23 protein-coding genes and 2 tRNA genes are annotated in these 22799 nt (G+C 68.9%); 17 read left to right on the top strand and 8 right to left on the bottom strand.

Features of this window, described 5'->3' with window-relative positions:
• Positions 1 to 10 precede the first annotated feature (10 nt).
• The 4 genes from GRS48_RS01065 (at position 11) to GRS48_RS01050 (ending at position 1761) form a co-directional block, all read left to right on the top strand.
• Positions 11 to 83 (top strand) — tRNA-Asn (locus GRS48_RS01065).
• Between the two features lie 138 nt (positions 84 to 221).
• Positions 222 to 297: transfer RNA gene (locus GRS48_RS01060), tRNA-Ile, on the top strand.
• Positions 298 to 440: 143 nt separating this feature from the next.
• Complete coding sequence (rnhA, locus tag GRS48_RS01055; RefSeq protein WP_159483093.1) at positions 441 to 1037, top strand: ribonuclease HI; 597 nt, start codon at positions 441 to 443, stop codon at positions 1035 to 1037.
• Positions 1024 to 1761, top strand: coding sequence for a hypothetical protein (locus GRS48_RS01050; RefSeq protein WP_159483092.1), 738 nt, complete (start codon positions 1024 to 1026; stop codon positions 1759 to 1761). Before rnhA ends, GRS48_RS01050 begins: the two co-directional genes overlap by 14 nt.
• Before the next feature lie 106 nt (positions 1762 to 1867).
• Here the strand turns inward: GRS48_RS01050 and GRS48_RS01045 are convergent, their stop codons facing one another.
• Entirely contained in the window at positions 1868 to 2227 is a 360-nt protein-coding gene (locus GRS48_RS01045; protein WP_159483091.1) for a PadR family transcriptional regulator, read from the bottom strand.
• 414 nt (positions 2228 to 2641) lie between these two features.
• On the opposite strand from GRS48_RS01045, the gene GRS48_RS01040 reads away from it, so the two are divergent.
• Both GRS48_RS01040 and GRS48_RS01035 read left to right on the top strand, forming a co-directional pair.
• The gene (locus GRS48_RS01040) at positions 2642 to 3175 is read left to right on the top strand and encodes an inorganic diphosphatase (protein WP_159483090.1); all 534 of its coding nucleotides are present in this window, start codon (positions 2642 to 2644) and stop codon (positions 3173 to 3175) included.
• A gap of 125 nt (positions 3176 to 3300) precedes the next feature.
• On the top strand, positions 3301 to 4209 hold the full coding sequence (locus GRS48_RS01035) for a methyl-accepting chemotaxis protein (RefSeq protein ID WP_159483089.1): 909 nt from the start codon (positions 3301 to 3303) through the stop codon (positions 4207 to 4209).
• Positions 4210 to 4237: 28 nt separating this feature from the next.
• On the opposite strand, the gene GRS48_RS01030 is transcribed toward GRS48_RS01035, so the two are convergent.
• Entirely contained in the window at positions 4238 to 4399 is a 162-nt protein-coding gene (locus GRS48_RS01030) for a hypothetical protein (protein WP_159483088.1), read from the bottom strand.
• 185 nt (positions 4400 to 4584) lie between these two features.
• Here GRS48_RS01030 and GRS48_RS01025 point away from each other — a divergent pair, with 185 nt between their 5' ends.
• From GRS48_RS01025 to GRS48_RS00995, 7 genes are read left to right on the top strand one after another with little or no spacing between them, the layout of a single operon-like run.
• Positions 4585 to 6921 (top strand): type II/IV secretion system ATPase subunit, encoded by a 2337-nt coding sequence (locus tag GRS48_RS01025; protein WP_321168226.1) that lies wholly within the window; start codon positions 4585 to 4587, stop codon positions 6919 to 6921.
• Entirely contained in the window at positions 6918 to 8936 is a 2019-nt protein-coding gene (locus GRS48_RS01020; RefSeq protein WP_159483087.1) for a type II secretion system F family protein, read from the top strand. The genes GRS48_RS01025 and GRS48_RS01020 overlap by 4 nt, the downstream gene beginning before the upstream one ends.
• Positions 8933 to 9724: a type IV pilin gene (locus GRS48_RS01015; RefSeq protein ID WP_159483086.1), complete on the top strand. Its 792-nt coding sequence runs from the start codon at positions 8933 to 8935 to the stop codon at positions 9722 to 9724. The genes GRS48_RS01020 and GRS48_RS01015 overlap by 4 nt, the downstream gene beginning before the upstream one ends.
• 58 nt (positions 9725 to 9782) lie before the next feature.
• Entirely contained in the window at positions 9783 to 10223 is a 441-nt protein-coding gene (locus GRS48_RS01010; RefSeq protein ID WP_159483085.1) for a hypothetical protein, read from the top strand.
• Entirely contained in the window at positions 10220 to 10900 is a 681-nt protein-coding gene (locus GRS48_RS01005; protein ID WP_159483084.1) for a hypothetical protein, read from the top strand. Before GRS48_RS01010 ends, GRS48_RS01005 begins: the two co-directional genes overlap by 4 nt.
• A complete protein-coding gene (locus GRS48_RS01000; RefSeq protein WP_159483083.1) occupies positions 10893 to 11333 on the top strand; it encodes a hypothetical protein in 441 nt (146 codons plus the stop codon). Before GRS48_RS01005 ends, GRS48_RS01000 begins: the two co-directional genes overlap by 8 nt.
• Positions 11330 to 11878, top strand: a complete 549-nt coding sequence (locus GRS48_RS00995; RefSeq protein ID WP_159483082.1) for a hypothetical protein — start codon at positions 11330 to 11332, stop codon at positions 11876 to 11878. Before GRS48_RS01000 ends, GRS48_RS00995 begins: the two co-directional genes overlap by 4 nt.
• A gap of 34 nt (positions 11879 to 11912) precedes the next feature.
• Here GRS48_RS00995 and GRS48_RS00990 read toward each other — a convergent pair whose 3' ends face one another.
• Genes GRS48_RS00990 through GRS48_RS00970 form a run of 5 tightly spaced genes read right to left on the bottom strand, consistent with a single transcriptional unit; the run spans position 11913 to position 17939 of the window.
• Entirely contained in the window at positions 11913 to 14135 is a 2223-nt protein-coding gene (locus GRS48_RS00990) for an LUD domain-containing protein (protein ID WP_159483081.1), read from the bottom strand.
• Positions 14128 to 14655, bottom strand: coding sequence for an LUD domain-containing protein (locus GRS48_RS00985; RefSeq protein ID WP_159483080.1), 528 nt, complete (start codon positions 14653 to 14655; stop codon positions 14128 to 14130). Before GRS48_RS00985 ends, GRS48_RS00990 begins: the two co-directional genes overlap by 8 nt.
• 57 nt (positions 14656 to 14712) lie before the next feature.
• Positions 14713 to 16221: a tripartite tricarboxylate transporter permease gene (locus tag GRS48_RS00980; RefSeq protein ID WP_159483079.1), complete on the bottom strand. Its 1509-nt coding sequence runs from the start codon at positions 16219 to 16221 to the stop codon at positions 14713 to 14715.
• A complete protein-coding gene (locus GRS48_RS00975) occupies positions 16222 to 16896 on the bottom strand; it encodes a tripartite tricarboxylate transporter TctB family protein (protein WP_159483078.1) in 675 nt (224 codons plus the stop codon).
• A 50-nt stretch (positions 16897 to 16946) separates the two neighbouring features.
• Positions 16947 to 17939, bottom strand: a complete 993-nt coding sequence (locus tag GRS48_RS00970) for a tripartite tricarboxylate transporter substrate binding protein (RefSeq protein WP_159483077.1) — start codon at positions 17937 to 17939, stop codon at positions 16947 to 16949.
• 293 nt (positions 17940 to 18232) lie between these two features.
• On the opposite strand from GRS48_RS00970, the gene GRS48_RS00965 reads away from it, so the two are divergent.
• Entirely contained in the window at positions 18233 to 18481 is a 249-nt protein-coding gene (locus GRS48_RS00965; protein ID WP_159483076.1) for a hypothetical protein, read from the top strand.
• Between the two features lie 118 nt (positions 18482 to 18599).
• The gene (locus GRS48_RS00960; RefSeq protein WP_159483075.1) at positions 18600 to 19394 is read left to right on the top strand and encodes a winged helix-turn-helix domain-containing protein; all 795 of its coding nucleotides are present in this window, start codon (positions 18600 to 18602) and stop codon (positions 19392 to 19394) included.
• Between the two features lie 34 nt (positions 19395 to 19428).
• Here GRS48_RS00960 and GRS48_RS14980 read toward each other — a convergent pair whose 3' ends face one another.
• Positions 19429 to 19569, bottom strand: a complete 141-nt coding sequence (locus GRS48_RS14980; protein WP_200840184.1) for a hypothetical protein — start codon at positions 19567 to 19569, stop codon at positions 19429 to 19431.
• A gap of 240 nt (positions 19570 to 19809) precedes the next feature.
• On the opposite strand from GRS48_RS14980, the gene GRS48_RS00955 reads away from it, so the two are divergent.
• Positions 19810 to 21198: a M28 family peptidase gene (locus GRS48_RS00955; protein WP_159483074.1), complete on the top strand. Its 1389-nt coding sequence runs from the start codon at positions 19810 to 19812 to the stop codon at positions 21196 to 21198.
• Between the two features lie 273 nt (positions 21199 to 21471).
• Positions 21472 to 22746 (top strand): RNA-guided endonuclease TnpB family protein, encoded by a 1275-nt coding sequence (locus GRS48_RS00950; protein ID WP_159483073.1) that lies wholly within the window; start codon positions 21472 to 21474, stop codon positions 22744 to 22746.
• Positions 22747 to 22799: the final 53 nt, after the last annotated feature.

Below are 22799 nucleotides of genomic sequence, written 5' to 3'. Positions count from 1 at the left end.
AGGGATGCGAGCCGAAGTAGCTCAGTTGGTAGAGCGCCTCGCTGTTAACGAGGCGGTCCCAGGTTCGAGTCCTGGCTTCGGCGTCCACCCGTTTCTCCACCCGTGAGCGTCGCTGCAGTCGGTGTGCTCCCCGCCGAAACCCCCCGACTTCGACGGCCCGAACGCGGCGGATCGTGACGAGTCGGTACGCTAAAGAGCGTCCCCTGTATACGCCGGACCACGGGCCTTTAGCTTAGTCTGGCTTAAAGCCCTCCGCTCATAACGGAGTGATCGCCGGTTCAAATCCGGCAAGGCCCATCGCGGCTTGCTCCGGTTCCGAGTGTCTCCGGAGCCGCTGCCTCGTCGACGGCAGCTACGAGGTCATCACGTTCCGATCGGTCGCTCCCCGTCGTCCGCCGGGACGGACAACCCTTTGAAGCGGCGGCGCGGACCCTCACGGAATGCCGACGATCGACTGTGACCCGGCGGCCGCGCGCTCGCGGCTGGAGGCGGCGGGCGTCCGGATCGAGCCGGGTAACACCGACCACGAGCGATGGCGTGCCGCACGGGAGGGCGCGGTCGCGGTCGCCTACGCCGACAAGGTGGTCGTTCAGGGGACCGACCCGACCCGGATCACCAACCTCATCCGCGAGGGCGGTGGCCGCGCCCACGTCTACTTCGACGGGGCCAGCCGCGGCAACCCGGGACCGGCCGGGGTCGGCTGGTGTCTCGTCACCAGCGACGGGATCGTCGCCGAGGGCGGCGAGCGGGTCGGGACGATGACGAACAACCGCGCGGAGTACGCGGCGCTGATACGCGCGCTGGAGGCGGCCGACGAGTACGGCTTCGACGAGATCGACGTCCGCGGCGACTCCGAGCTGATCGTCAAGCAGGTCCGGGGCGAGTGGAACACGAACGACCCCGACCTCCGCGAGAGCCGGGTCCGTGTCCGGGAGCTGTTGACGCGGTTCGACCGGTGGTCGATCGCGCACGTTCCGCGGGAGATAAACGCACGCGCCGACGATCTGGCGAACGAGGCATTCGATGACCGGCACTAACGACGAGCCGCCCGAATGGGCGAAACGACGGGCACGCGAACTGGCCGACGGGATGACCGCGGGCAGCGACACCGCCGGTGACGACGGCTCCGACGAGGAGCCGGCGGGCGCCGGGGGAGCACCGACGGACACCGACGCGCAGCCGGAGGGCGGATCGAGCGACGACCGGGTTCCGGACGTCCCAGTCGGGGTCGTCGACGAGGCGGAACGGCTCACCCGGCTCGCGCGGGAGGCGACCGACCCGGACGCGGCGACGTCCTATCGCGACCGTCGCGACGGGCTCGTCGCCGACCACGCCTACACCACCCGGGTCCGCGAGGCGGACGACACGCTCGTGTTGTACCCGGACGAGTGGGTCGCGGACGGGACCGTTCGGTTCGACCGGATCGAGGACACCGACCGCGCGGTCGAGGTGTCGCTGTCCGGGCCCGGCGAGAGCGACCGCTATCGGGCGGTCGCGGCGTACAACGACACGGTCGTCGACGCGGTCGCCGACGCGGTCGCCGACGAGGCGCACGTCGCGAACGCCCGGGCGTTCGCGACGTTCATGAGCAACCACTACGTCCGGCCGGTCGACGACGCGCTCCCCGAGGTGCGGGCGGAGTTCCGCGAGGAGTACTTCCCGCGGAACGCGTGGCCGAGCGACGACCAGCGGGCCGTCCTGGCGGACTCGCTCGCGCTCGTCGCGGAGGTCGCTGCTGACGTCCCGGATCCGGAGCCGTAGCCGCGTCGCTCGGAGGTCGGAGTCGCGCGGCGTGAGCCGCGCCGTGTGACAGAACCGTTTTTCGATCGGTTGCCGCTCGATGCGCCGGTGGTGTCGATGGAGTCGGTTACGCCTGGTCGGCGAGGATCGCGCGGATCTCGTCCACGCGCTCCTCGTCGGTGACGAACCGTTCGAGGACCCACTCTATCTGGCCGAGGACGGCGTCGTGGCCGTCGGCGGTGAGCTCGTACTGGTTCGTCCGCTTGTCGAGCTCGCTCTTCTCGACGAACCCCATCTCGACGAGGTCGTCGAGGTTCGGGTAGAGGCGCCCGTGGTTCACTTCCGAGTCGTAGTACGCTTCGAGTTCGCGCTTGACAGCGAGCCCGTAGCGCGGCTTCTCGGCAAGGATCGTGAGGATGTTCTGCTGGAACGCCGTGAGGTCGCGTGCAGCCGTCGACACCTCGGTGACAGATTGTGCCTCTGACATGGCTATCGAAATGTCACCCGGGCATATAACCTTTCTCAAGGATTTCGACGCTTCGAGTCCTTCAATGGGCGCTTTTCGCCTTCCTCGGGGGCGGAACGATGGGTGTCGGTGTCACAACTGGGTTGTATCACACCGCGTCGGCGGCTGCCGATCCGTCGCGGATCCGGTCGTCGTTTCGACGGATCGGCGACGTGAACGGCCCTCCCATCGAGGATCCGTTTTCCCGTCGGTCGGGTGAGTCCGCGTCGTCCCGTGGTCCGACGCTCGAACCCTCGCGACCGGGCCGAAGACGCTCGAACCCCCGCGATCGGGGCCAGGGTCGCTCGAACCCCCGCGATCGGGGCCAGGGTCGCTCGAACCCCCGCGATCGGGACCCGAAAGGACTTTGATGCGCTTGGACCGACTCCGTACCACATGGCGAACCTCTGGGAGGACCTCGAAACGGGACCGAACGCGCCCGACGAGATCTACGCAGTCGTGGAGTGTCTGAAGGGCGAGCGAAACAAGTACGAGTACGACAAGGACATCCCCGCGGTCGTCCTCGACCGTGTGCTCCACTCGAACGTTCACTACCCGTACGACTACGGCTTTATCCCGCAGTCGTACTACGACGACGGCGACCCCTTCGACGTGATGGTGCTCGTCGAGGACCAGACGTTCCCCGGATGCATCATCGAGGCCCGCCCCGTCGCCCTGATGCGGATGGACGACGACGGCGAGCAGGACGACAAGGTGATCGCGGTGCCCACGGAGGACCCGCGATTCGACCACATCGAGGACCTCGAGGACATCCCCCAGCAGATCCGCGACGAGATAGACGAGTTCTTCTCGACGTACAAGAACCTCGAAGCGGGCAAGGAGGTCGAAACGCTCGGCTGGGAGGACAAAGCGACCGCGAAGGACGCGATCGAGCACGCACAGGACCTGTACGCTCAGGAGTTCCAGTAGTACGCTCGGGAGTACCAGTTGCACGCTCGGGAGTACCAGCTAGCGCCGGCCGACGGTTCTAATTATCAAACGCGTCGATCGGACGCGAACGTCTAAGTGGCGGACGGCCGACGCTTAGAGCCGTAATGGCTACGACGGAGTCCACCGAACACACGACGGAGATCGCCGAGGAACACGAAACACGGGAGGTCGAGGAGGCGGCGCACGCGCTCGTCGAGCTTCAGGACGCCTCGGAGGACATCGCGGTCCGAACCGAGGAGATCTCCGCGCTGTCACGCGAGCAGGCGGACGGCATGTCCGAGGTCCGCAGCGAGGTGTCCGACATGAGCGCGGCCGTCGAGGAGATCGCCTCGTCGGCCGAGGAGGTCGCGAGCGAGGGCGACCAGGTGAGCGAGCTCGCCACGCGGGGGCGCTCCGCCGCCCGCGACACCCGAACGGCGATGACGCGGGTCGACGAGTCCTCGACGGAGGTGAACGAGCGGGTCCATCGGATCGAAGACAGCGTCGAGGAGATCGACGAGATGGTCGCCGTCATCAACGACATCGCCGACCAGACCAACCTGCTCGCGCTCAACGCCTCGATCGAAGCCGCGCGGGCCGGCGACGCCGGGGCCGGCTTCGCGGTCGTCGCCGAGGAGATCAAGTCGCTGGCCGAGAAGTCCCAGCGGCGCGCGAACGACATCGAGGAGCTCGTCGACGGGATCCAACACGACACCAAACGGGCCGTCGACGGGCTCGAGGACAACGAGCAGGCCGTTCAGAACGGGATCAGCGAGGTCCAGTCCACGCTCTCGCTGTTCGAGGACATCGACGGCTCGATCGAGGAGCTCAACATCGGGATCGACGAGGTCGCACACGCGACCGACGAGCAGGCGGCCAGCACCGAGGAGATCGCCTCGATGGTCGACCGGACGGCGTCCAACGCCGAGGAGATAAGCGACGAGACGGACAACATCAGCGCCGCGGTCGAAGAGCAGTCGGCGATGGTTTCGGAGGTCAACGAGGGGTTCCAGGAACTGATCGAAGAGGAGTGATCGGACCGCGCCGCGACCGCTGCGGGGATCAGTCCTTGAGGACCTCCTCTAACGCCGCCACGTCGTCGCCCCGGCTCCGCAGGGCGCGCACCCGGCGCTCCGTCGCCGCCGACAGGAGGCCCCGATCGAGGAACTCCTCGACGACCTCGGCCGCCGCCCCTTCGGACCACGACGCCTCGGAACCGTTCATACCGTCGCTCCATCGGCCGGACGCCTAAACGCATCGCCGGAGTTCTCAATACTGAGACCGCCGGAGGGGTCTCGGGAATCCCTCGCGCTCCCCGTTGGTTTACGAATTTTGAAACTAATTACTGATAGAAATAAAGGTTTAAACCCGATCGGGAGCCACCCCGGATCGACGACGAGTGAGTCGACGTGACGAATGGACCAACGCTGCAGATCGGGGACGGATCGAGCGATCGCGACGGGCGGGTTCCGGCACCGGTTCCGCCGGACGACCCGGAAGCGTGGTACGCGCCGGCGGTTCGGGCGCAGTACGCGCCCGCGCCCGGCGTCGTCGCCACGGTGACCGAGTACGACGACGGACGGTTCGCCTACGACGTCCGCGAGCCGCCGCTGTCGCGAGCCGACGAGCGCTCGCTGGACGCCGTCAGAACGCACTTCTCGGCGGTCCGTCACCGCCGTCCGCTGACGCGGGCCGGGGTCGTCGAGCGCGCGGAGGCCGGGTTCGAGCCGAAGTACGAGCGCGCGCTCGATCGCCTGCTCGACACGAGCGCGGCCGCGCGCCGCCGCCTCAGCTATCACGCCCTGAGCGAGCTCCGCCTGTTGAACGACCTCACTCCGGTCGCGCTCGACGACCGGATCGAGGTCGCCGACGTCGGCGACGCCGAGGAGCTGATCGTTCACACCGAGTCGTTCGCGCCCCTCGAGACGGGGATCGACCCGGACGCCGCCTACGTCGAGCGCGTCGCCGCCGAGCGGCTCCACCAGTACACCGTCGCGTTCGCCGGCTTCGACGTCGGGGTCGTCGTCTATCGCGACCGGCTGCTCGGCTCCGATCAGTTCACGACGAAGTACGCCGTCCTCGAACCGGACCTGCTCCCCGACGACGAGGCGCTGATCCGCGAGTGTAAAGAACGGATCTGGGAGACGACGGTCGACGGCGTCGTCGAGGACCGCGAGGCGTTCGTGGCCGAACGGGCGCGCCGGTTCCTCTCGCGTCGGCTCACGGCCCGAAACACGCGGGCGTGGCTCGACGCCACCCGTTTCCGTGCGCGGGCCGCGCTCGCGGAGTACGACCTCGCGGTGCCGCCCGTCGACTCCCGATACGCCCACGACCGGCTCGACGACCTCGTCTACTACGTGCTGCGTGATCTGGTGGGCGAGGGGATCCTCTCGATCCCCGTCCGCGACCCGAACCTGGAGGACGTCGAGGCCAATCGCGTCGGCGAGCGGGTGAAGGTCGTTCCACGCGCGTCGATCCGCGAACCGGCGGGGACGACCGACGAGGCCGGCCCCGCCGGCGGACTCCCCGGAACCGACGACCGGGTCCCGACGAACCTCGCGTTCGACGACGAGACGGGGTTCGTCAACGTGGTGACTCAGCTGGCGGCGCGCGACGGCACCGAACTCAACGCCTCGACGCCGTCCGCCAAGGTGAACCTCGACCTCGACGGCGTCGCGGAGACGATCCGGTGTGCCGTCGCGCTCCCCGTCATCTCCGAGGACGGTCCGCACGTCTCCATCCGCAAGCAGGCCCCCGACGTCATGACGCCCGTCGACCTGATCGAGCGGGACGCGCTGTCGACCGAGCTCGTCACGCTGTTGTGGATGCTGTATGAACACCACGGCGTCGTCCTCTTCTCGGGGCCGACGGGGGTCGGGAAGACGACGTTGATGAACGCCCACATGCCGTTTATCCCCTTCGACGACCGCCCGATATCGATCGACGAGGGGTCACGGGAGGTGCGGCTCCCCCACGAAACGGGCGTGTCGCTCACCACCCGCGATCACGAGAACGCGTACAAGGCGGTGACCATGGCGGAGCTGATGACGGAGACGAACTACCTCAACCCGGACGTCGAGGTGATCGCGGAGATCAACACGCCGGCGAGCTTCGAGACGTTCGCACAGACGTTGAACACCGGTCACGGGGTCGTCGGCACGACGCACGCGGAGAACGTCGAGACGTTGGTCAACCGCGTTATCGAACAGGGGCTCCCGGCGTACCTCCTGCGGGAGCTCGACCTCGTGGTGTTCCCGCACCGCGTCGGCGGCGACCGCTACGTGGCACAGGTGGTCGAACTCCTCTCGGCGAGCGAGTACGAGGGGCTCTCCTCGGAGGCGAAACGGAGCCCGACGGGGAACCCGAGACACGGGGGTGCCGGCGTCGTCGAGAAGGGGGAGACGACCGTCCACTACAACACGGTCGCGTGGCGTGACACGGAGGGACGCTTCCGTCTCGCCGGCGACCCGTCCGACGAGTCGGCGGGACCGGCCGCCACGGGATCGGCGTCGACCGGCCCGGACCGCCGACTACACGCGTTCTCCCGGCTCGCGGACCGAACCGACCGCGACGTCGACGCGGTCGAGGCGGAGTTCGCCAGGAAACACCGGTACGTCCAGTACCTCGTCCGCGACGCGGTCGACGACTTCGACGACCTCTTCGAGTTCCTCGCTGACCTCCGGACCGACGAGGCGGCGACCGTCGAGCGCGCGGCGCGGACGATGGACCGTGGGGGCCGTCAATGACCGACGACGGAGGCACGACCGCGACCGTCGAGGCCGGTCGTTCCTCCGGCGCGGTCGGGTCGGGCAGCGGGTCCCGGCTGTCGGTGATCGACCGCGGGCTGTACGCGCTGTTCGCCCGCCACGCCGACGAACGCCGCCACGCGGTCGACCGGAAACGGTACCGCGGAACGAACCTCCGGACGAGCTTCGACGTCTTCTTGTCCCGCACGTACGGGCTCTCGTGGGCGGCGTGTCTCCTCACGCTGGTCCCGACGCTGCTCGTGGCCTCGGCGGTCGCGCCCGGCGTGCTCGCCGCGGTCCACGACGCGACCGCGCCCCCGCCGTCGGCCGTCCCGATCGGGGTCGGCGACGTCCCCGCACCGTGGGCCGCCGCGGTCGTCGCCGGCGTCGCCGGCGTCGCCGCCAAACGGGCGACGGTCCGATCGAGCGGGCTCTACCTGCGGTGGCTCTCGTCCGCGCGCCGAACGGACATCGAGCGCACGCTCCCCGGGGCGGTCCGGTACCTCAACGCGCTCTCGTCCGGCAGCGACGACGCCCGAGCCATGGTCGCGAAGGCGGCACGAAGCGACGCGTACGGGGCGACCGCCGTGTCGCTCCGGAAGGTGTGTAACACGACACGCCTCACGGGGAGCCTCGACGAGGGGCTCCGCCGCGTGGCCCGGGACACCCCCTCGCGGGACCTGCTCGCGCCGTTCCTGTTGAAGTTTCGCGAACACGCCAACCAGGGCGGCGACGCGTTGGCGAACTACCTCCGGATGGAGAGCCGGATGCTCAGACACAGACAGGACCGCGCCAGGAAGCGCGCGGAGGGGTACCTCGAACTGCTCGCGGAGCTCTTCATCGTCGTGCTCGTGTTGCCGGCGCTGTTGGTCATCGTGTTGACCGTGATGAGCGTGCTCGCGCCGGGGCTGTCGCGACCGGTCTGGACCCCGATCGGGCACGTCCCGGCCCGATCGATCGTCGTCTACGGCTCCGCGGCGTTCGTCCTCGTCGTCGGGCTCGCCGGCGCGGCGACCGTCGAGAGCCTCCGGCCGGCCGACCAACGGACGAGCTACGAGCTGGCCGACACGCCGGTCGGCGTCCTCGCCGCGGTCCCACACACCCCGCCGGCCGCGGCGCTCGCGGTCGCGGGACCGGCGATCGGCGTCGGCGCGGCCGCGGCCCTCGCGGGAGCGACGCCGGTCAACGCCGGGCTGTTCGCGTACGTCGCGTTCGCCGTCCCCGTCGGGGTCGTTTCCGTCCGCCGGGCGCGGGTCGACGACGCGAAGGACCGCGAGATGAAGGACTTCGTCCACGCGGTCTCCGGACACGTCTCCCTCGGCCGTCCGTTCCCCGAGGCGGTCGCGGTCGTCGCCCGCGACGTCGACCTCGGCGCGCTGAACGCGGACGTCGCGGACCTCGCGTTCAACCTCTCGCTGACGACCGCCGCGGGGCCGCGGGCGGACAGCGACCTCGCCGCCGGCCGCCCGGGACGGTCCGAACAGGCGTCCGCTGACCCGAGCGACGTCGCTCCCGAGGCGGACCTCCGGACCGCGGCGTTGGACCGGTTCGTCGATCGCGTCGGGACGCCGCTGGCCGGACAGACCGTCGGGCTGGTGTCGGGCGCGCTCAACGCCGGCAGCGACGCCGAAGCGGTGTTCGAGACGCTACAGGCGGAGATCGGCCGGCTGTACCACGAGAAGCAGGCGCTCCGCTCCGCGATGCTCGTTTACGTCGCGGTCGGCTGGACGACGGCCCTGCTCGTCGTCGGGATCGTCGTCGCCGTCAACACGCAGGTGATCGACGGGTTCGCCCAGCTCTCCGAGCTGTCCGGGACGTCCGGCTTCGCGCTCGACCCCGACGCCGTCCAGCCGGATCGAGAGCGGTTCCGGTTCTACGTCGTGACCCAGGCGACGATGCTCGCGTCCGGCTGGTTCGCGGGAGCGGCCTCCCGTGGCCCCTACGAGGCGCTGTTACACTCCGGGCTGTTGGTCGGGGCCTGTTACCTCGTCTTCGCGGGCGGAGGGATGATATGAACGCGATCGCGGCGGTCTCCGTCGGGACTGGCGAGATCGCCCGGACCGACGGTCGGTCCGTCTCGATAGCCGTCGACGGCCGTGCCCAGTCGAACGTCATCGGCGTCGCCCTGTTGATCGGGCTGACGATGGTGAGTCTCGGCGCGCTCACGGCGACCGTCGGGACGGTCGTCGACAGCCACGCGGCGGCGGGAGACGTCGAGCGCGTCGCGACGGACCTCGACGACGCGATAGACCCGATCGAGTCGACCGGCAGCGGAACGGCGCGGGTGACGTTCGCGGAGGGTGCGATCCGTACGGAACGGCGGACGGTGCGCGTCTTCCGCGACGGCGAACTCGTCGCGAGCCGCGAGAGCGACGCCGTCGTCTACGAGCGGGGCGACTACGGCGTCACAGCGGTCGGCGGCGGCGTCGTCCGGGACCACGCGGGGAGCCGGTCGATGGCGAGTCATCCGCCCGTTTCGGCGTCCGACGACGTGGTCGTGATCGGCGTCGTCGACCTCCGCGCCGAGGGGGTCTCGATGGACGGCTCGGGCGCGGTCTCCGGGACCCTCGTAACCGAGGTCGATCACGACCGGCTGATCGAGGACGAACGCGGGGAGTGGAGCGTGGCCGTCGAGACGCCGACGCCGGACCCGTGGGTCCGATCCCTCGAGGAGACGGGCGCGACCGTCTACACCGGTCGGTTCGACGGGGACGAGCACGCGAGCGTCGTCGCCACGTTCGAGGGAGACCGTCGGGGACACGTCGTCGCCCACCGCGTCGCCGTGGAGGGACGCGATGGGTGAACGGCCTCGGCGAACGGCGGCGCGAGCCCGCCCCCGGACGAACCGAGCGAGCACGCCCATGGTCGCCAAGTCGCTCGAGGCGGCGGTCGTGGTGCTGTTCATCGGCGTGTTGACGACCGGGCTGTACGCGGGGGTGGTCCCCGACTACCGGTCGGCCACGGCGGCGGAGGTCGGCGATCGGACCCTCGTCGAGGCGGCGAACGAGGTGGAGGTCGCCGTCCCCGCGAACGCGACCGGAGTCCGCGCGGAGCGGCGGATCGACCTCCCGACGACGATCCGGTCCGACGGCTATCGGATCGCGGCGGTCGACCCCGCGTCCGAGCCGCCTCGTCTCGAACTCCGGCACCCGCACTCCTCGGTCGAGGGGTCGCGTTCGCTCGCGCTCCCGCCTCACGTCGTCGCCGTCGACGGGGCGGTGACGGGCGGCGACGGGACGGTCGTGATCGAACCCGCGTCGGGGGCGGACGGGGTCGTCATCAGGTTGGTGGACGGGCGATGACCGCACGCGACCCGCCCTCGTGCTCGATCGATAGGGCACAGGCGAACCTACCGGTCGTCGCGGTCGCGCTCGTCGTGCTCACGGCGGTGACGGGGATGACGATCGCCATGGCCGAGGGGGCGTACCTCGGGGCGGAGCGCGACGCCGGCGAGCGCGCGACCGCGGTGTCGGCGGCCGACCGGCTCGTCGCTGCGGACGCGACCCACACGCGCCGCCAGAACGTCCTCGACGCCGACGCCACGGCCGACCTGTCGGTCGCTTCCCTCGCATCTCTCGTTCCCGCCGTGGCGGACGCCGACGTCAGGGTCCGAGTCGGCGGCGTCGTCGTTCTCGAACGGGGCGACCCGGGCGGCGGAACGACGGTTCGCCGGCTCGTGCTCCTCGCGTCGACCGAGCCCTGGCGGGCCGCGACGAGCACCCGGGACGACGATTCGGTCACGGTTCCGTCCCGAACTCGATCGATCGTCCTCCACGTCGACGGCGCGGTCGACGCCGTCCGCGTCGACGGACGAATCGTCGCCCACGAGCCGGCTTCAGGCGGCGAGCCGATCCGCGTCGCCACCGACCGCTACGGACCGTCCACGGTGACCGCCGCCGGCGACGGCGGCCGGGTGACCGTCGAGGCGGACGCGGAAGCGGTCGAACGCGGCGTTCTGGCGGTGACCGTCGATGACTGAGCGGCTTCGTCCCGGACGCGGGTCGCGGGCGCCGGACGACCGTGGACAGCTCTCACTGTCGCTCGTCGAGGCCGCGGTCGGCGTCGTCTTCGTCTTGACCGTCGCGGCGAGCTTCGGCCTGGCCCTGCCGGATCCCGGAACGACGGAAGCACAGCTCGACACGTACGCCACGGACGCGTCGACGATACTCGCGAACGAGCCGCCCGACGGCGGCGACGGCCCCGCCGTCCACACGGGGGATCGGGCGGCGTTCGACGACGACCTCGCCGCCCTGGACCGACGCGTCGACGGTCTCCTCCCGGACAACCTCCTGTACCGGGTGACGACGCCCGCGGGGACGGTCGGTGTCGACCCGCCGCGCGGCGTCACCGTCGGGCGGGCAACGGCCGTGACGCCCGTCGGGGAGGTCGCCGTGGAGGTGTGGTACGCGTGACCGATCGCCGGCTCGCGTTCGTCGGCGGTCGCGACCGCGGACAGCTCGTCCTCGTCGCGGCGGCGGCGATCGCCATGGCGCTGTTCCCCCTCGTCCTGGCGTACCTCCAGCTCGGCTACGCCGGCGACGTCGCCGCCGAGCCCACCGGCCCCGCGGTCGGGGAGGACCTCGACCGCGCGCTCGAACGAGCCGTCTCCGAGGGCGGATCGGCCGTCGACGGGACGGATCCCGGCGGAAACGGGGCCGCGGCCGCCGCGTTCCGTAGCCACGTCGACGCGGACCTCGGCCGTCTGGAGACCGCACGGATAGAGCAGGGCACCGCCGCCCGGATCGCGTACGCTCCGGGGGTCGCAGAGGAGTGGGTCACGGACGGTCGCTGGCGCTCCGGCGTCGCCGGCGACTTCGCGGAGCCGACCGTTCACGGGGGCGTGGTCGTGCAGGACCGGGCGGGCGAGCCGGTCGTGCTCGCCGCCGCGTTCGACGTCCGAACGACGACGCCGGACGGGACGGTGGAGCGTCGCGTCGTGGTCCGCGTCCCCGGCTGACCGTCGATTCGGCCGCCGCCCGGATCGGCGGACCCTACCTCTCGCTCCGGCGGTCGGGGGCGACGAGTTCGACGGGGTGTCGCGACCCGCGGTCGAGCAGGTCGTCGAGCTGCTCGCCACAGGAGGTGCCGCTCGCGACGACCGTCCTGTCGCGCGCGTCGGCCGCCGCGAACCGGTCGCCGAGGTGTTTCCCGACGTCCATGCTCAACTCGTAGTACTCGCGCTTGTAGCCGAAGCTCCCGGCCATCCCACAGCACTCGACGTCGCTCTCGACGACGTCGTAGCCGAGCCGGTCGAGGACCGCCGTCGTGTACGCCTCCAGCCCGAGGGTCCGCTGTTGACAGTGGGCGTGATAGGCGACCGGCTCGGGACCGCCGGTCAGTACCTCGAGGTCGGCCCCGTTCTCCGCGAGCCCGTAGACGTACTCGAACAGCTCGTAACTCCCCGCGGCGAGCGCGTCGGCGTCCGCCGCCGGCAGCAGCTTCCCGTACTCCGTGCGGAACATCGCCAGATCGGACGGCTCGATCACGACGACGTCGCGCCCGGCCTCGAGGTCCGCACGGAGCGCGTCGTGGACGCCCTCGGCCGCTTCCTTCGCGGTGGCGATCATTCCCTGCGAGAACGGGGCACGCCCGCTCTCGGGGACCGACGGCAGCCGGACGTGGACGTCGAGGGCTTCGAGGGTTCGCACCGCCGCCCGGCCACGGTCGACGTCGACGTGGTTCGTGTACACGTCGGCGTACAGGGCGGCCGACCGGGTCGCGCTCGCCTCGTCCACCCGACACCCCCCGCGCGCCGCGAACCAGTCGCGGAGCGTCGTCCGCTCGAACGTCGGGAGGTCGCGGCGGCGGTCGACGCCGGCGACCCGTTCGAGCAGCGCGCGGGTCGGCGGGAGCGAGGCGACCCAGTTCGAGACGGGGGCGGTCGCGCTCCCGACGCGGGCGAGGGTCCCGTAGTTCCCGAACAGCCGCTTGCCCAGATCGAGCCCGCCCGGCTCCGCGTCGGGGGTGAGCTCCGCGTAGAGGGCGTCGAACCGGCCGTCGTCGCCCGCGCGGTTGAGCCGATCGCGGACGACCGTGTTTATCCACGGGATGTCGATCCCCACGGGACACTGGTTCACACAGCGGGAACAGCCCGTACAGAGGTCGTTGAACTCGGCGGCGCTGTCGTAGCCGTGGACGCCGGCCTCCCAGCCCGTCGCGATCCCGCCGGTGTACGTCTCGCCGCCGAAGGCGTGGCCGCCGACCGCCTGGAAGTTCGCACAGGAGTTCGCACACGCCGAACACCGGATACAGTACAGGGTCTCGCGGAGCTCGTCGTCCTCGCGGAGGTCGAACCGCCCGTTGTCGATCAACACGAGATGGAACTCGCGGTCGTCGTCGCGGTCGGCGAGCGCGACGTCGGGCTCGCCGGCGTCGACGACCGGCGAGTCGACCGGCGGCGTCAGCAGCGACACGTAGGAGGTGATGTCCTGTCCGGTGCCGGACCGGCCGATGAGCTCGATGAACGGCGAAACGTCCTCCACGGACGGGACGATCTTCTCGACGCCGGCGACGGCGACGTGCGTGTCCGGCACGACCGCGGACTTGCGGGCGTTCCCCTCGCTCGTGACGAGTACGATCGTCCCGGAGTCGGCGGTGATGAAGTTCGCGCCGGTCATCCCGACGTCGGCGTCCGCGATCAGCTCGCCGAGCCGCTCCCGGGCGAAGGCGGTCAGCTCGGCGGCGGTCTCGAGCGGCTCGTCGGGGTCGAAGCGCTCGTTGAACAGGCGGGCGATGTCGGCGCGGGACTTGTGGATCGCGGGCGCGACGATGTGGGAGGGCGCCTCGTCGGCGACCTGTAACACCCACTCGCCGAGGTCCGTTTCGACGACGTCGACGCCGTCGGCCGCGAGCGCGTCGTTCACCTCGAGCTCCTCGCTGGTCATCGACTTCGATTTGACGAGCCGGTCGGCGTCACGGTCGGCGACGACCTCGCGGATGTACCGGTTCGCGTCGTCGGCGTCGTCGGCGAGGTACACGGTCCCGCCGTTCGACTCCACGGCCTCCGTGACGGATTCGACGAGCGCGGGGAGGTCCGCGATCGCGTCCGCCTTGATCGCTCGGGCACGATCCTTCAGCGACTCGTACGCCTCGAGGTCGGCGACGGCGTCGTATCGTCCCCGGTTGAACCCGCGGGTGTTCTCGCCGACCGCGGAGCCCTCCGTGTCGAGCAGGTGGCGGATGCGTGCCGCCCGCTCCTCGCGCGAGCTACTCATCGGTCGCCCCCTCGTCGTCCACGAGCACGACGTGGACCTCCTTCGGTCCGTGTGCGCCGCGGACGAGCTCGCCCATGTCTGCCGTCGCGCTCGGCCCCGTCGCCAACACGACGCTGTCGCCCGCCCGCAGCGCGGGGCCGAGCCGCTCGAAGGCGGTCGGCATGTCCGGGAGGAGATCGCGTCGGCGGAGCACCGCCACGTGGCGGTCGACGAACAGGCTCACCGGCTCGCTCCCGTCGGGGGTGGCCGTCAGCGCGACGCTGCCGTAGTCGGCGATCCCGAACGACGCGGGCGTGACCCCGGTGCGTGCCGCCTCCAGCGACGACGGGCTCGGGTCGGTGTCGACGACTCCCGGGAGCGTGACCCCCTCGAACGGGAGCTCGACGCCGACGACTGGCTCCGCGACGATCCCCGCGATCGTCGCGGCGCAGTCGGTCGGCGTGGTCCGCGTGACGGGCACGTCGAGGTCGGCGAGCGCCGACGTGAACCGCTCCACGATCGATCCGCTAGCGTGGCTCATATCCGTCGAAAGCGCCCGGAAGTATATCGTTGTAGGGGTGTCCCTCGTCGGGATCCGTTATCGATCGAGGTACGGGCGAACGATCGGGCCGATCAGTAGCACCACGATCCCGACCAGCAGCAGCAGCGAGATCGGGCGGACGAAGAAGATCGACACCGGGAGGTCGACGGGGAAGTCGACCCGTCGCGAGAGGATCACGGACCGGTAGAGGTTCTCCTCGGCGATCGACCCGAGGACGACCCCGAGGACGAACGCGATGATCGAGTAGTTGTACCGCTTCATGTAGTACCCCATGATGCCGAGCGCCACGATCGTCACCACGTCGAACCAGTTGCCCGACCGGAGCGCGAACGCGCCGAGGAACGCGAGCGCGATGATCATCGGGATGATGTACTTCGTGTCGATCCGCGTCAGATAGCCGGCGCGAGTCACCAGCCCGAGCCCCACGGCGAGGATGATGACGTTCCCGAGGAGCAGCGCGATGAAGACGGAGTAGGTGACGATCAGGTTCGCGTCCGCGTCGAACAGCTCCGGGCCTGGGACGAGTCCGTGCATGATCAGCCCGCCGATGAGCACGGCCGTCGCGGCGCTGCCCGGGATCCCGAAGGCGATCGCCGGCACCACCGACCCGCCGATCGTGCCGTTGTTCGACGCCTCCGAGGCGATCACGCCCACTTCGTTCCCGTGGCCGAAGGACCCGGGGTCGTCGGACGACCGGACCGCTTCGGTGTACGCGACGAAGTTCGAGACGGTCGACCCCGCGCCGGGGATCGCGCCGATCCCCATCCCGAGGAACGCGGACTTGAGCAGCGTCACCGGGTGGTTGAGGACGGACTTGACCGCCGGGAGCACGTCGCCGCCCATCCGCACCTCGCCTTTCGAGATCCCGCCGCGTTCGCCCGCGAGCTTCAGCATCTCGGCGACGGCGAACAGCCCGATCAGCGCCGCGACGAACGAGACGCCGTCGAACAGCGCGAAGTAGTCGAACGTGTACCGAACGTCGGCGGTCATCGGGGCGGACCCGACGGTCGTCAACGAGAGCCCGAAGAAGCCGGCTATGAGCCCCTTGACCATCGCCCCCTGTGCGACGATCGTGATCATCGCCAACCCGAGGATGGCGATGAGGAAGTATTCGGGCGAGCCGAACATCCGGACGACGGTGATCAACACCGGAGACGCGACGATCAGCGCCGCGACCGTGATGAATCCGGCCAGCGCCGAGGAGGTCGCCGACAGCGACAGCGCGGTGACTGCCTTCCCCTGTCTGGACATCGGGTAGCCGTCGAACGTCGTCGCCGCCGCCGCCGAGGTGCCCGGTGCGTTCACCAGGATGGCGGCGATCGACCCGCCGTACATCGCGCCGCTGTAGATGCTGATGAGGAGGATGATCGCCGATATCCCGTCGAGCGCGAGCGTCAGCGGGAGCAGGATGGCCATCCCGAGCGAGGCCCCGAGCCCCGGCAGGGAGCCGACGATGATACCGATGAGCATGCCGGCGACGAGCCAGAAGATAACCGGCCAGCTCAGGACGGTCCAGAACGCCTCGACGAAGACGGACAGCGACATCTACAGGACCTCCGTAACGAGCCACTCGTGTATCCAGCCGGAGGCGATATCCAGGTTGAGCACGTCGTAAAACAGGAACGCGATCCCGAACGAGAGGAGCCCGAGCCCGACGATCGCGTACCACCGCTGGCGGGTCCACGCCGTGTACGCGATCACGAACAGGGGAGTCGCCCAGAGCATCCCGACGAGGTACGACGCGAAGAGGTACGCCACACAGAGCCCGCCGGTCACCAGCGTCCCGCGACCGACGTGCGCGTCGTCGTCGACCGTCGCCGCCCCGCCTTCCGCGTCCTTCGCTCCGTCGACAACCTCCTCTTCCACGCCTTCCTCTTCCACGCCCTCTGTTTTCACGCCCTCCGTTTTCACGCCCTCCGTTTCCTCTACGGATCCCTCCGCTTCGCCTTCCGCGGCGTCGTCCCCGACGTCCGGTTCGACGTCGAACATCCCGCCCGAGTCGGTGACGACGCGCTGCAGCGGGGTCGGGAGGTACGTGCGGAACACGAGGAGCAGCCCGAGAAGGATCACGGCGACGGACGTGAACCGGGGGAACATCGCTCCCGCCGGCTGGAACCCGTATGACTCGACGAGCATGTACACCGACGTTCCGATGAACGTCGCGAGGAGTACGTGCTCCATCGTCAGGCGGTCGCGGACGTCGCTTACTCGTTGTTTCATCGTATCATCGGATCGAGGGAGGAGGGTGGCTTATAACTGCGGTGGTTCGATTACTCGCGGAGCTGGGCGAGGTCGACCGAGTCCTCGATGCTCTCGATCGACTCGATCAGCAGGTCGTGGGTCTCGGCGGGATCGGTGTAGTCGACGGCGTTGCCGGTGTCGTCGGACCACGCCTGGACGTCGTCGCTCCCGACGGCGGTCTCCATCGCCTCGCTGATGACGTCGATGCGGTCCTGGTCGGTCCCCGGCGGCGCGAACTTCGCGAGCACGGTCTCGGAGACGAAGTCGATGTTGGGGTAGCCGAGGTCGGTCGCCGGAGCGATGTCCGGGAAGACGGGCGTCTCGGAGCTGGACAGGTTCGCGACGACGTTGATGTCGCCGGCCTCCGACGGACCGAGCGCCGACGTCGCCGTCGCGATCCCGACGGGGACCTCGTCGGTCGCCACCGCCTCGTTCGTGGGGCCACCGCCGTCGTACGGCACGATGTCTTCCCATTCCATCCCGTACTCGTCGCGGAGCAGCAGCGCGATGGCGTGCGTCGAGTGGCCGATCCCCTGCATCGCGAACTGAGTGAACTCGCCGTCCTGATACGCGTCGACGAGTTCGTCGAGGTCCGTGATGTGGTCGTATGCCGGGTTAACGATCAGCATGAACGGGTAGCGCCCGATCGAGCCGACGCCCTCGACCTCGGTCATATCGAAGTCGGGCTCCTGGACGAGCCAGGACGTGATGACCGACGGGAGGTTCACGGAGCCGATCGTGTAGCCGTTGGGCTCTGCCCCGTGGAGGGCCTGTGCCCCGTTGAGCCCGCCCGCGCCGGGCTGGTTGTCGATCTCGATCGACTCGCCGAACGCCTCCTGCATCGGGCCCTGTACCTGCCTCGCGTACGTGTCGGTCCCGCCGCCCTCGCCGAACGGGACGATCCACGAGAGCGTCTGGGAGGGGAAGTCGCCGTCGTCCGCGTCGTCGAGACAGCCGGCAACCCCCAGGGTAGCGGGGACTGCCAGTGCGCCGGTTCGTTTGAGGTAATCACGACGTTTCATAGTCATGTCGTCACGTGCGTCACGACATAAGTCTATTCATAGCAGTGATCAGCCGAACCGTTATCGGCGTGAGTTCGACACGAATTCCTCGAAACGTCGAACGATCTTGATAAACGGAGATCTTTTTGCGATACTTCGGTAACGTGATCGCTTTCTCGTCGTGCTCTCGTCGTGTTCTCACTGCGCTCTCGCCGCCTCTCACTGCGCTCTCGCCGCCTCTCACTGCGCTCTCGCCGCCTCTCACTGCGCTCTCGCCGCCGGTTTTTAAGGAACTACGCATCGACACCGAATACATGACCGACGTCGAAACCGCGATCCGCGAGGCGTTCGAGCACACCGATTACGACCTCGGCGACGTCGGCGTCAGCCGGGAGCGGGTTCGGGTCCCGGTCCTCGAAGGCGGTGCTGACCCGGAAGCGCTCCGGGCGATCGTCGAGGAGGCGGTCGGCGCTGACGCGGTGTTCGGGCTCACGATCACCACGGAGTCGGTCGGTGGCGACGACGAGATCGGGACGGTCGTGACGTTCCGACACCGTCCCTGAACCGCTCTGCGGCCGAGCGAGGCGAGTGTCTCGGTTCGCTCTCCGGCGCGGTTCGCGTCGATAGTCGGCCCGTGGCGACACGGTTAACACGTCGGGATCCGTACCCGACGGTCGCACGATGGGGGCCGAGATCGGACACGACGGGGCGAGATTCCTCTCGGGATCGCCGGCGCGCGCCGCGATCCTGCGGGCGCTGCGGGACGATCCGCGCCGACCGGCGGCGCTGACGGACGCGGTCGACGCCACCAGAACGACCGTCCAGCGGATCCTCGCCGGGTTCCGCGAACGCGACTGGGTGGTCAAACGCGGGAGCGCGTACCACGTGACGGCGACCGGTGAGCGCGTCCACGACGCGTACGAGGACCTGCTCTCGGAGATCGAACGGGCCGATCGCTACGGGCGGTTCGCGGCCGACCTCGAGCGCGTCGGGGCGGGGTTCCCCCCGTCTGCGTTGACCGAAGGCGAGCTCACGGTCGCCGACGACCGCGACCCGCTGGCGGCCGTCGATCGCGTCGTCGAGGTGATCCGTGGCGGCACCGGCGAGAGCATCCGGTCGATATCGCCGATCGTCACCCGGCAGTACAACGAGGCGGCCGCGGAGGCGCTCGACCGCGGGGCGCGCATCCGGCTGATAATCGACCGAGAGGTGCTCGACGCATCGGTCGAGGACTTCGGCCCGGCGACGGACCGGGCGCTGGTGGACGAGAACGCGTCGGTCCTGATCGCGACCGAACCGATCGGGTTCGGGCTGTTCCGGGACGAGGAGACCGCGTGCGTGATCGCCCACGACGAGCGAAACAACCCGCGGTGTGTGTTCGAGTCGTCCGACCCGGCCGTGCTCGACTGGGCGGACGAGCGGTTCGACGAGCTCTCGGCGACCGCGGTCGAGCTGTCGGACGCCGTCGGCGACTGAGGGCCTCGGAGCTCCGAGCGTCGGCGCGGGCGGGCTACGTCGGGCGGTTGGAACCGGGGTTTCCGTCGCCCTCGCGGTCGCTGTCGGAGCCACTTTCGCCTTCGTCATCGGGGTCGAAACCGACCGGTACGACGGTCAGGTGGTCGATAGCGACCCGCGGGGTTCGTGCTGCCATCTCGATCGATCGATCGTCTTCCCCGGCCTAATAATTACCCATACGCATAACACATGGCCGCGGGGAGCGGAGATGACCGCTGGTTATTCCGCGTTTCGACGACTCCGCATCGGCGCTCGCTCGCCTGCTCCATGTCGGCCCGTCCGCCTGCCCCATGCCGGCCCGTTCGCCCGTCTCACGTCAATCGGTTCGACCGCCGGCTTCCAAACCCTGATATACGCGTCCTGTGTCCGAACGGGCATGACGAGCGTACCACCCGCGGCGATCGGCGAGGCGTACACGGACACGACGGCTTGGGAGCTTCTGGCCGAGCTCTCCGACCTCGGCGACCGGATGGCGGGCCACGAGGGCGAGGCGATCGCCGCGGAGCTGATCGCCGACGCCCTCGAAACGGCGGGCGTGTCCGAGGTCACGGAGACGTCGTTCCCGGTCCCGGGCTGGTGGCGGGAGGGCGCGTCGCTGACGATCGACCACGGCGGACGCACGAACGTCTTCGACGGCTCCCACGAGCTCGTCGAGCTGCCGGGCAGCCCCTCGGGGACGGTGACCGGCGAGATCGTCGACATGGGGTACGGCCTCCCGGAGGACTTCGAGGACGTCGACCTCTCCGGGACGATCGCGATGGCCTCGAGCGTCACCCCGGACGACTACGGGCGCTGGGTCCACCGGAGCGAGAAGTACGGCTACGCCGCGGAGTCGGGCGCGGAGGCGTTCCTGTTCTACAATCACCTGGAGGGCGCGCTCCCCCCGACCGGCGGGATCGGCGACACCGACGGCCCCGGCCCGATCCCGGCGGTCGGGCTCAGCAAGGAGCTGGGGGCGCGTCTCAGCCGACACTGTGACGCGATCGACGACGGCGGTATCGACGCCACGCTCGACGTCGAGACTCGAACGGAGCCGGCGACCTCGCGGAACGTCGAGGGCGTCATCGGCCCGGACACCGACGAGGAGGTGCTGTACACCGCCCACCTCGACGCCCACGACGTCGGGACCGGCGCGAACGACAACGGCTTCGGCTCCGCGCTCGTCGTCTCCGTCGCGCGGATCCTCGCGTCGATCGAGGACGAGCTCGAGACGAAGGTCCGGTTCCTCGTCGTCGGCGCGGAGGAGGTCGGACTGTACGGCTCCTACTACTGGACGCACACGCACGACCTCGACCGCGTCAAGGCCGTCGTGAACATGGACGGCGCGGGGTACTCCCGCGATCTCGAGGTCCACACCCACGGCTTCGACGCGATCGGCGAGGCGTTCTCGGAGGTGAGCGACGAGTACGGGATCCCGGTCGCCATCGAGGAGGGGCTCCGCCCCCACAGCGACCACTGGCCGTTCGTCCAGCGCGGCGTGCCGGGCGCACAGGGGCGGTCCAGCTCCGGCGGCAACGACCGCGGCTGGGGGCACACCCACGGCGACACGCTCGACAAGCTCGACCCCCGGGACCTCCGCGAGCTGGCGGTGCTGTCCGCCGGCGGCGTCGCGAAGCTCGCGGAGGCGGACCGTCCGGTCGAGGGGCGGTCGGTCGAGGACGTCGCATCGGAGGTCGTCGAGGAGCGCTTCGACGTCGGGATGAAAGCCACGGGCACGTGGCCGTTCGGCGACGAGCGCTCGTGGCCGTGGGCCGACGAGCTGTAACGCGGCAGAAACTCCCTTTCGGACCGACGGTGGACTGAACACGTGAGTCGCTACAGCGTGCGGATCGCGCGATCCGTCACGGACCGTGTTTATAAGTGCTCGTGGGACTGGCGTGGTTGTTTATGGAAGTTGCAAGGCTAAAACCCCGCCCTTCAGGGTGGGGACACAGCCGACAACTCTTACGCAATCCACCGCCGATGGCAAGACGGGATATTCAACGCCAATCGACATTATTAAGAAAACGGCATTCATAACCAGTTATGAAGCCAGAAAATGAGTCGAACCATCCGAACCTTCGAGGCTACGATACCGAACCAGCGACAGGTTCGTGACGACCTCGACCAGCTCGGATGGGCCGCCTCAAAACTCTGGAACGTCGGTCGCTACTACGCGCAAGAACAGTGGGATGAAACGGGTGAGATACCCGATGACGGGGAACTCAAAGCCGAACTCAAAAGCCACGAACGCTACACGGACTTACATTCTCAATCCAGTCAGCGCGTTCTCGAAGAACTCGCTGAAGCGTTCAACGGCTGGTTCGGCAAGCGTCGGAATGGCGACGACCGTGCCCGACCGCCCGGCTACCGCAAAAACGGAGACGCCCATCCACGTTCAACTGTGTCGTTCAAAGCGGCTGGCTTCAAGCACGATGCACAGTTCACTCGTGTTCGCCTCTCGAAAGGCCGCAACCTGAAAGAACACCGTTCGGACTTCATCCTGTGCGAGTACCAGACTCGCCCTGATGTTGACCTGACCGAGTGGGACATTCAACAGGTTCGCGCCATCTACAAGCATGACGAGTGGCGACTTCAATTCGTCTGTCGCACCACCATCGACCCGGAACCGCCGGGTGACGAGGTGGCTGGTGTTGACCTCGGGATTTGTAACTTCGCCGCTGTCTCGTTCGGCGGTGAATCCGTGTTGTATCCCGGTGGCGCACTGAAAGAGGACGAATACTACTTCACGAAAAAGAAAGCCAAGTGTGACGATTCCTCGTCCCGTGAAGCCACTCGTCTCGACCGTAAGCGAACGGGCCGCCGGACGCACTTCTTACACGTCCTCTCGAAAGCAATCGTGGAGGAGTGTGTTGAACGAGGTGTCGGAACGGTTGTCGTTGGCGACCTTGGTGGCATCCGCGAGGACGATGAGAACGACGAGTCTCGGAATTGGGGCGACCACGGCAATCTTGACTTGCACGGGTGGGCGTTCGACCGCTTCACGACGCTACTCGACTACAAGGCGGAAGCCGAAGGTATCGACGTGGAGTTAGTGTCGGAACGCGATACGTCGAAGTCGTGTTCGGCGTGCGGCCACACGGACGATAACCAGCGTGTCGAACGTGGACTGTACGTGTGTGAGAAGTGCGATACGGTTGCGAACGCAGACGTGAACGGTGCGGAGAACATTCGGCAAAAGGTACTCCCGAGTCTCGCCACGGATGGCGGTGATAGGGATAACGGCTGGTTGGCACAGCCAGCGGTTCACCTGTTCGACCGTAGTGAGGGCTGTTTCGCCCCACGAGAACAGGTTGCTAACCGCGAACCATAATATCCCAACGGCGGTCGGGAATCCTCGCCCTTCAGGGCGGGGAGGATGTCAAA

Origin of the sequence: Halorubrum sp. JWXQ-INN 858, assembly GCF_009806985.1 — an archaeon.
Classification (GTDB): domain Archaea; phylum Halobacteriota; class Halobacteria; order Halobacteriales; family Haloferacaceae; genus Halorubrum.
This window is presented reverse-complemented; position numbering and strand designations above follow the sequence as displayed.

Bases quoted from the DNA above. Each gene is read 5' to 3' on its own strand.
- GRS48_RS00960 (WP_159483075.1), top strand. From the start codon at position 18,600: ATGGGGGCCGAGATCGGACACGACGGGGCGAGATTCCTCTCGGGATCG.
- GRS48_RS01005 (WP_159483084.1), top strand. From the start codon at position 10,220: ATGACCGCACGCGACCCGCCCTCGTGCTCGATCGATAGGGCACAGGCG.
- GRS48_RS01030 (WP_159483088.1), bottom strand. From the start codon at position 4,399: ATGAACGGTTCCGAGGCGTCGTGGTCCGAAGGGGCGGCGGCCGAGGTC.
- GRS48_RS01045 (WP_159483091.1), bottom strand. From the start codon at position 2,227: ATGTCAGAGGCACAATCTGTCACCGAGGTGTCGACGGCTGCACGCGAC.
- GRS48_RS00955 (WP_159483074.1), top strand. From the start codon at position 19,810: ATGACGAGCGTACCACCCGCGGCGATCGGCGAGGCGTACACGGACACG.
- GRS48_RS01010 (WP_159483085.1), top strand. From the start codon at position 9,783: ATGGTCGCCAAGTCGCTCGAGGCGGCGGTCGTGGTGCTGTTCATCGGC.
- GRS48_RS14980 (WP_200840184.1), bottom strand. From the start codon at position 19,569: ATGGCAGCACGAACCCCGCGGGTCGCTATCGACCACCTGACCGTCGTA.
- GRS48_RS00990 (WP_159483081.1), bottom strand. From the start codon at position 14,135: ATGAGTAGCTCGCGCGAGGAGCGGGCGGCACGCATCCGCCACCTGCTC.
- GRS48_RS00965 (WP_159483076.1), top strand. From the start codon at position 18,233: ATGACCGACGTCGAAACCGCGATCCGCGAGGCGTTCGAGCACACCGAT.
- rnhA (WP_159483093.1), top strand. From the start codon at position 441: ATGCCGACGATCGACTGTGACCCGGCGGCCGCGCGCTCGCGGCTGGAG.
- GRS48_RS00980 (WP_159483079.1), bottom strand. From the start codon at position 16,221: ATGTCGCTGTCCGTCTTCGTCGAGGCGTTCTGGACCGTCCTGAGCTGG.
- GRS48_RS01000 (WP_159483083.1), top strand. From the start codon at position 10,893: ATGACTGAGCGGCTTCGTCCCGGACGCGGGTCGCGGGCGCCGGACGAC.
- GRS48_RS00975 (WP_159483078.1), bottom strand. From the start codon at position 16,896: ATGAAACAACGAGTAAGCGACGTCCGCGACCGCCTGACGATGGAGCAC.
- GRS48_RS01020 (WP_159483087.1), top strand. From the start codon at position 6,918: ATGACCGACGACGGAGGCACGACCGCGACCGTCGAGGCCGGTCGTTCC.
- GRS48_RS00950 (WP_159483073.1), top strand. From the start codon at position 21,472: ATGAGTCGAACCATCCGAACCTTCGAGGCTACGATACCGAACCAGCGA.
- GRS48_RS01035 (WP_159483089.1), top strand. From the start codon at position 3,301: ATGGCTACGACGGAGTCCACCGAACACACGACGGAGATCGCCGAGGAA.
- GRS48_RS01050 (WP_159483092.1), top strand. From the start codon at position 1,024: ATGACCGGCACTAACGACGAGCCGCCCGAATGGGCGAAACGACGGGCA.
- GRS48_RS00970 (WP_159483077.1), bottom strand. From the start codon at position 17,939: ATGAAACGTCGTGATTACCTCAAACGAACCGGCGCACTGGCAGTCCCC.
- GRS48_RS00985 (WP_159483080.1), bottom strand. From the start codon at position 14,655: ATGAGCCACGCTAGCGGATCGATCGTGGAGCGGTTCACGTCGGCGCTC.
- GRS48_RS01015 (WP_159483086.1), top strand. From the start codon at position 8,933: ATGAACGCGATCGCGGCGGTCTCCGTCGGGACTGGCGAGATCGCCCGG.
- GRS48_RS01040 (WP_159483090.1), top strand. From the start codon at position 2,642: ATGGCGAACCTCTGGGAGGACCTCGAAACGGGACCGAACGCGCCCGAC.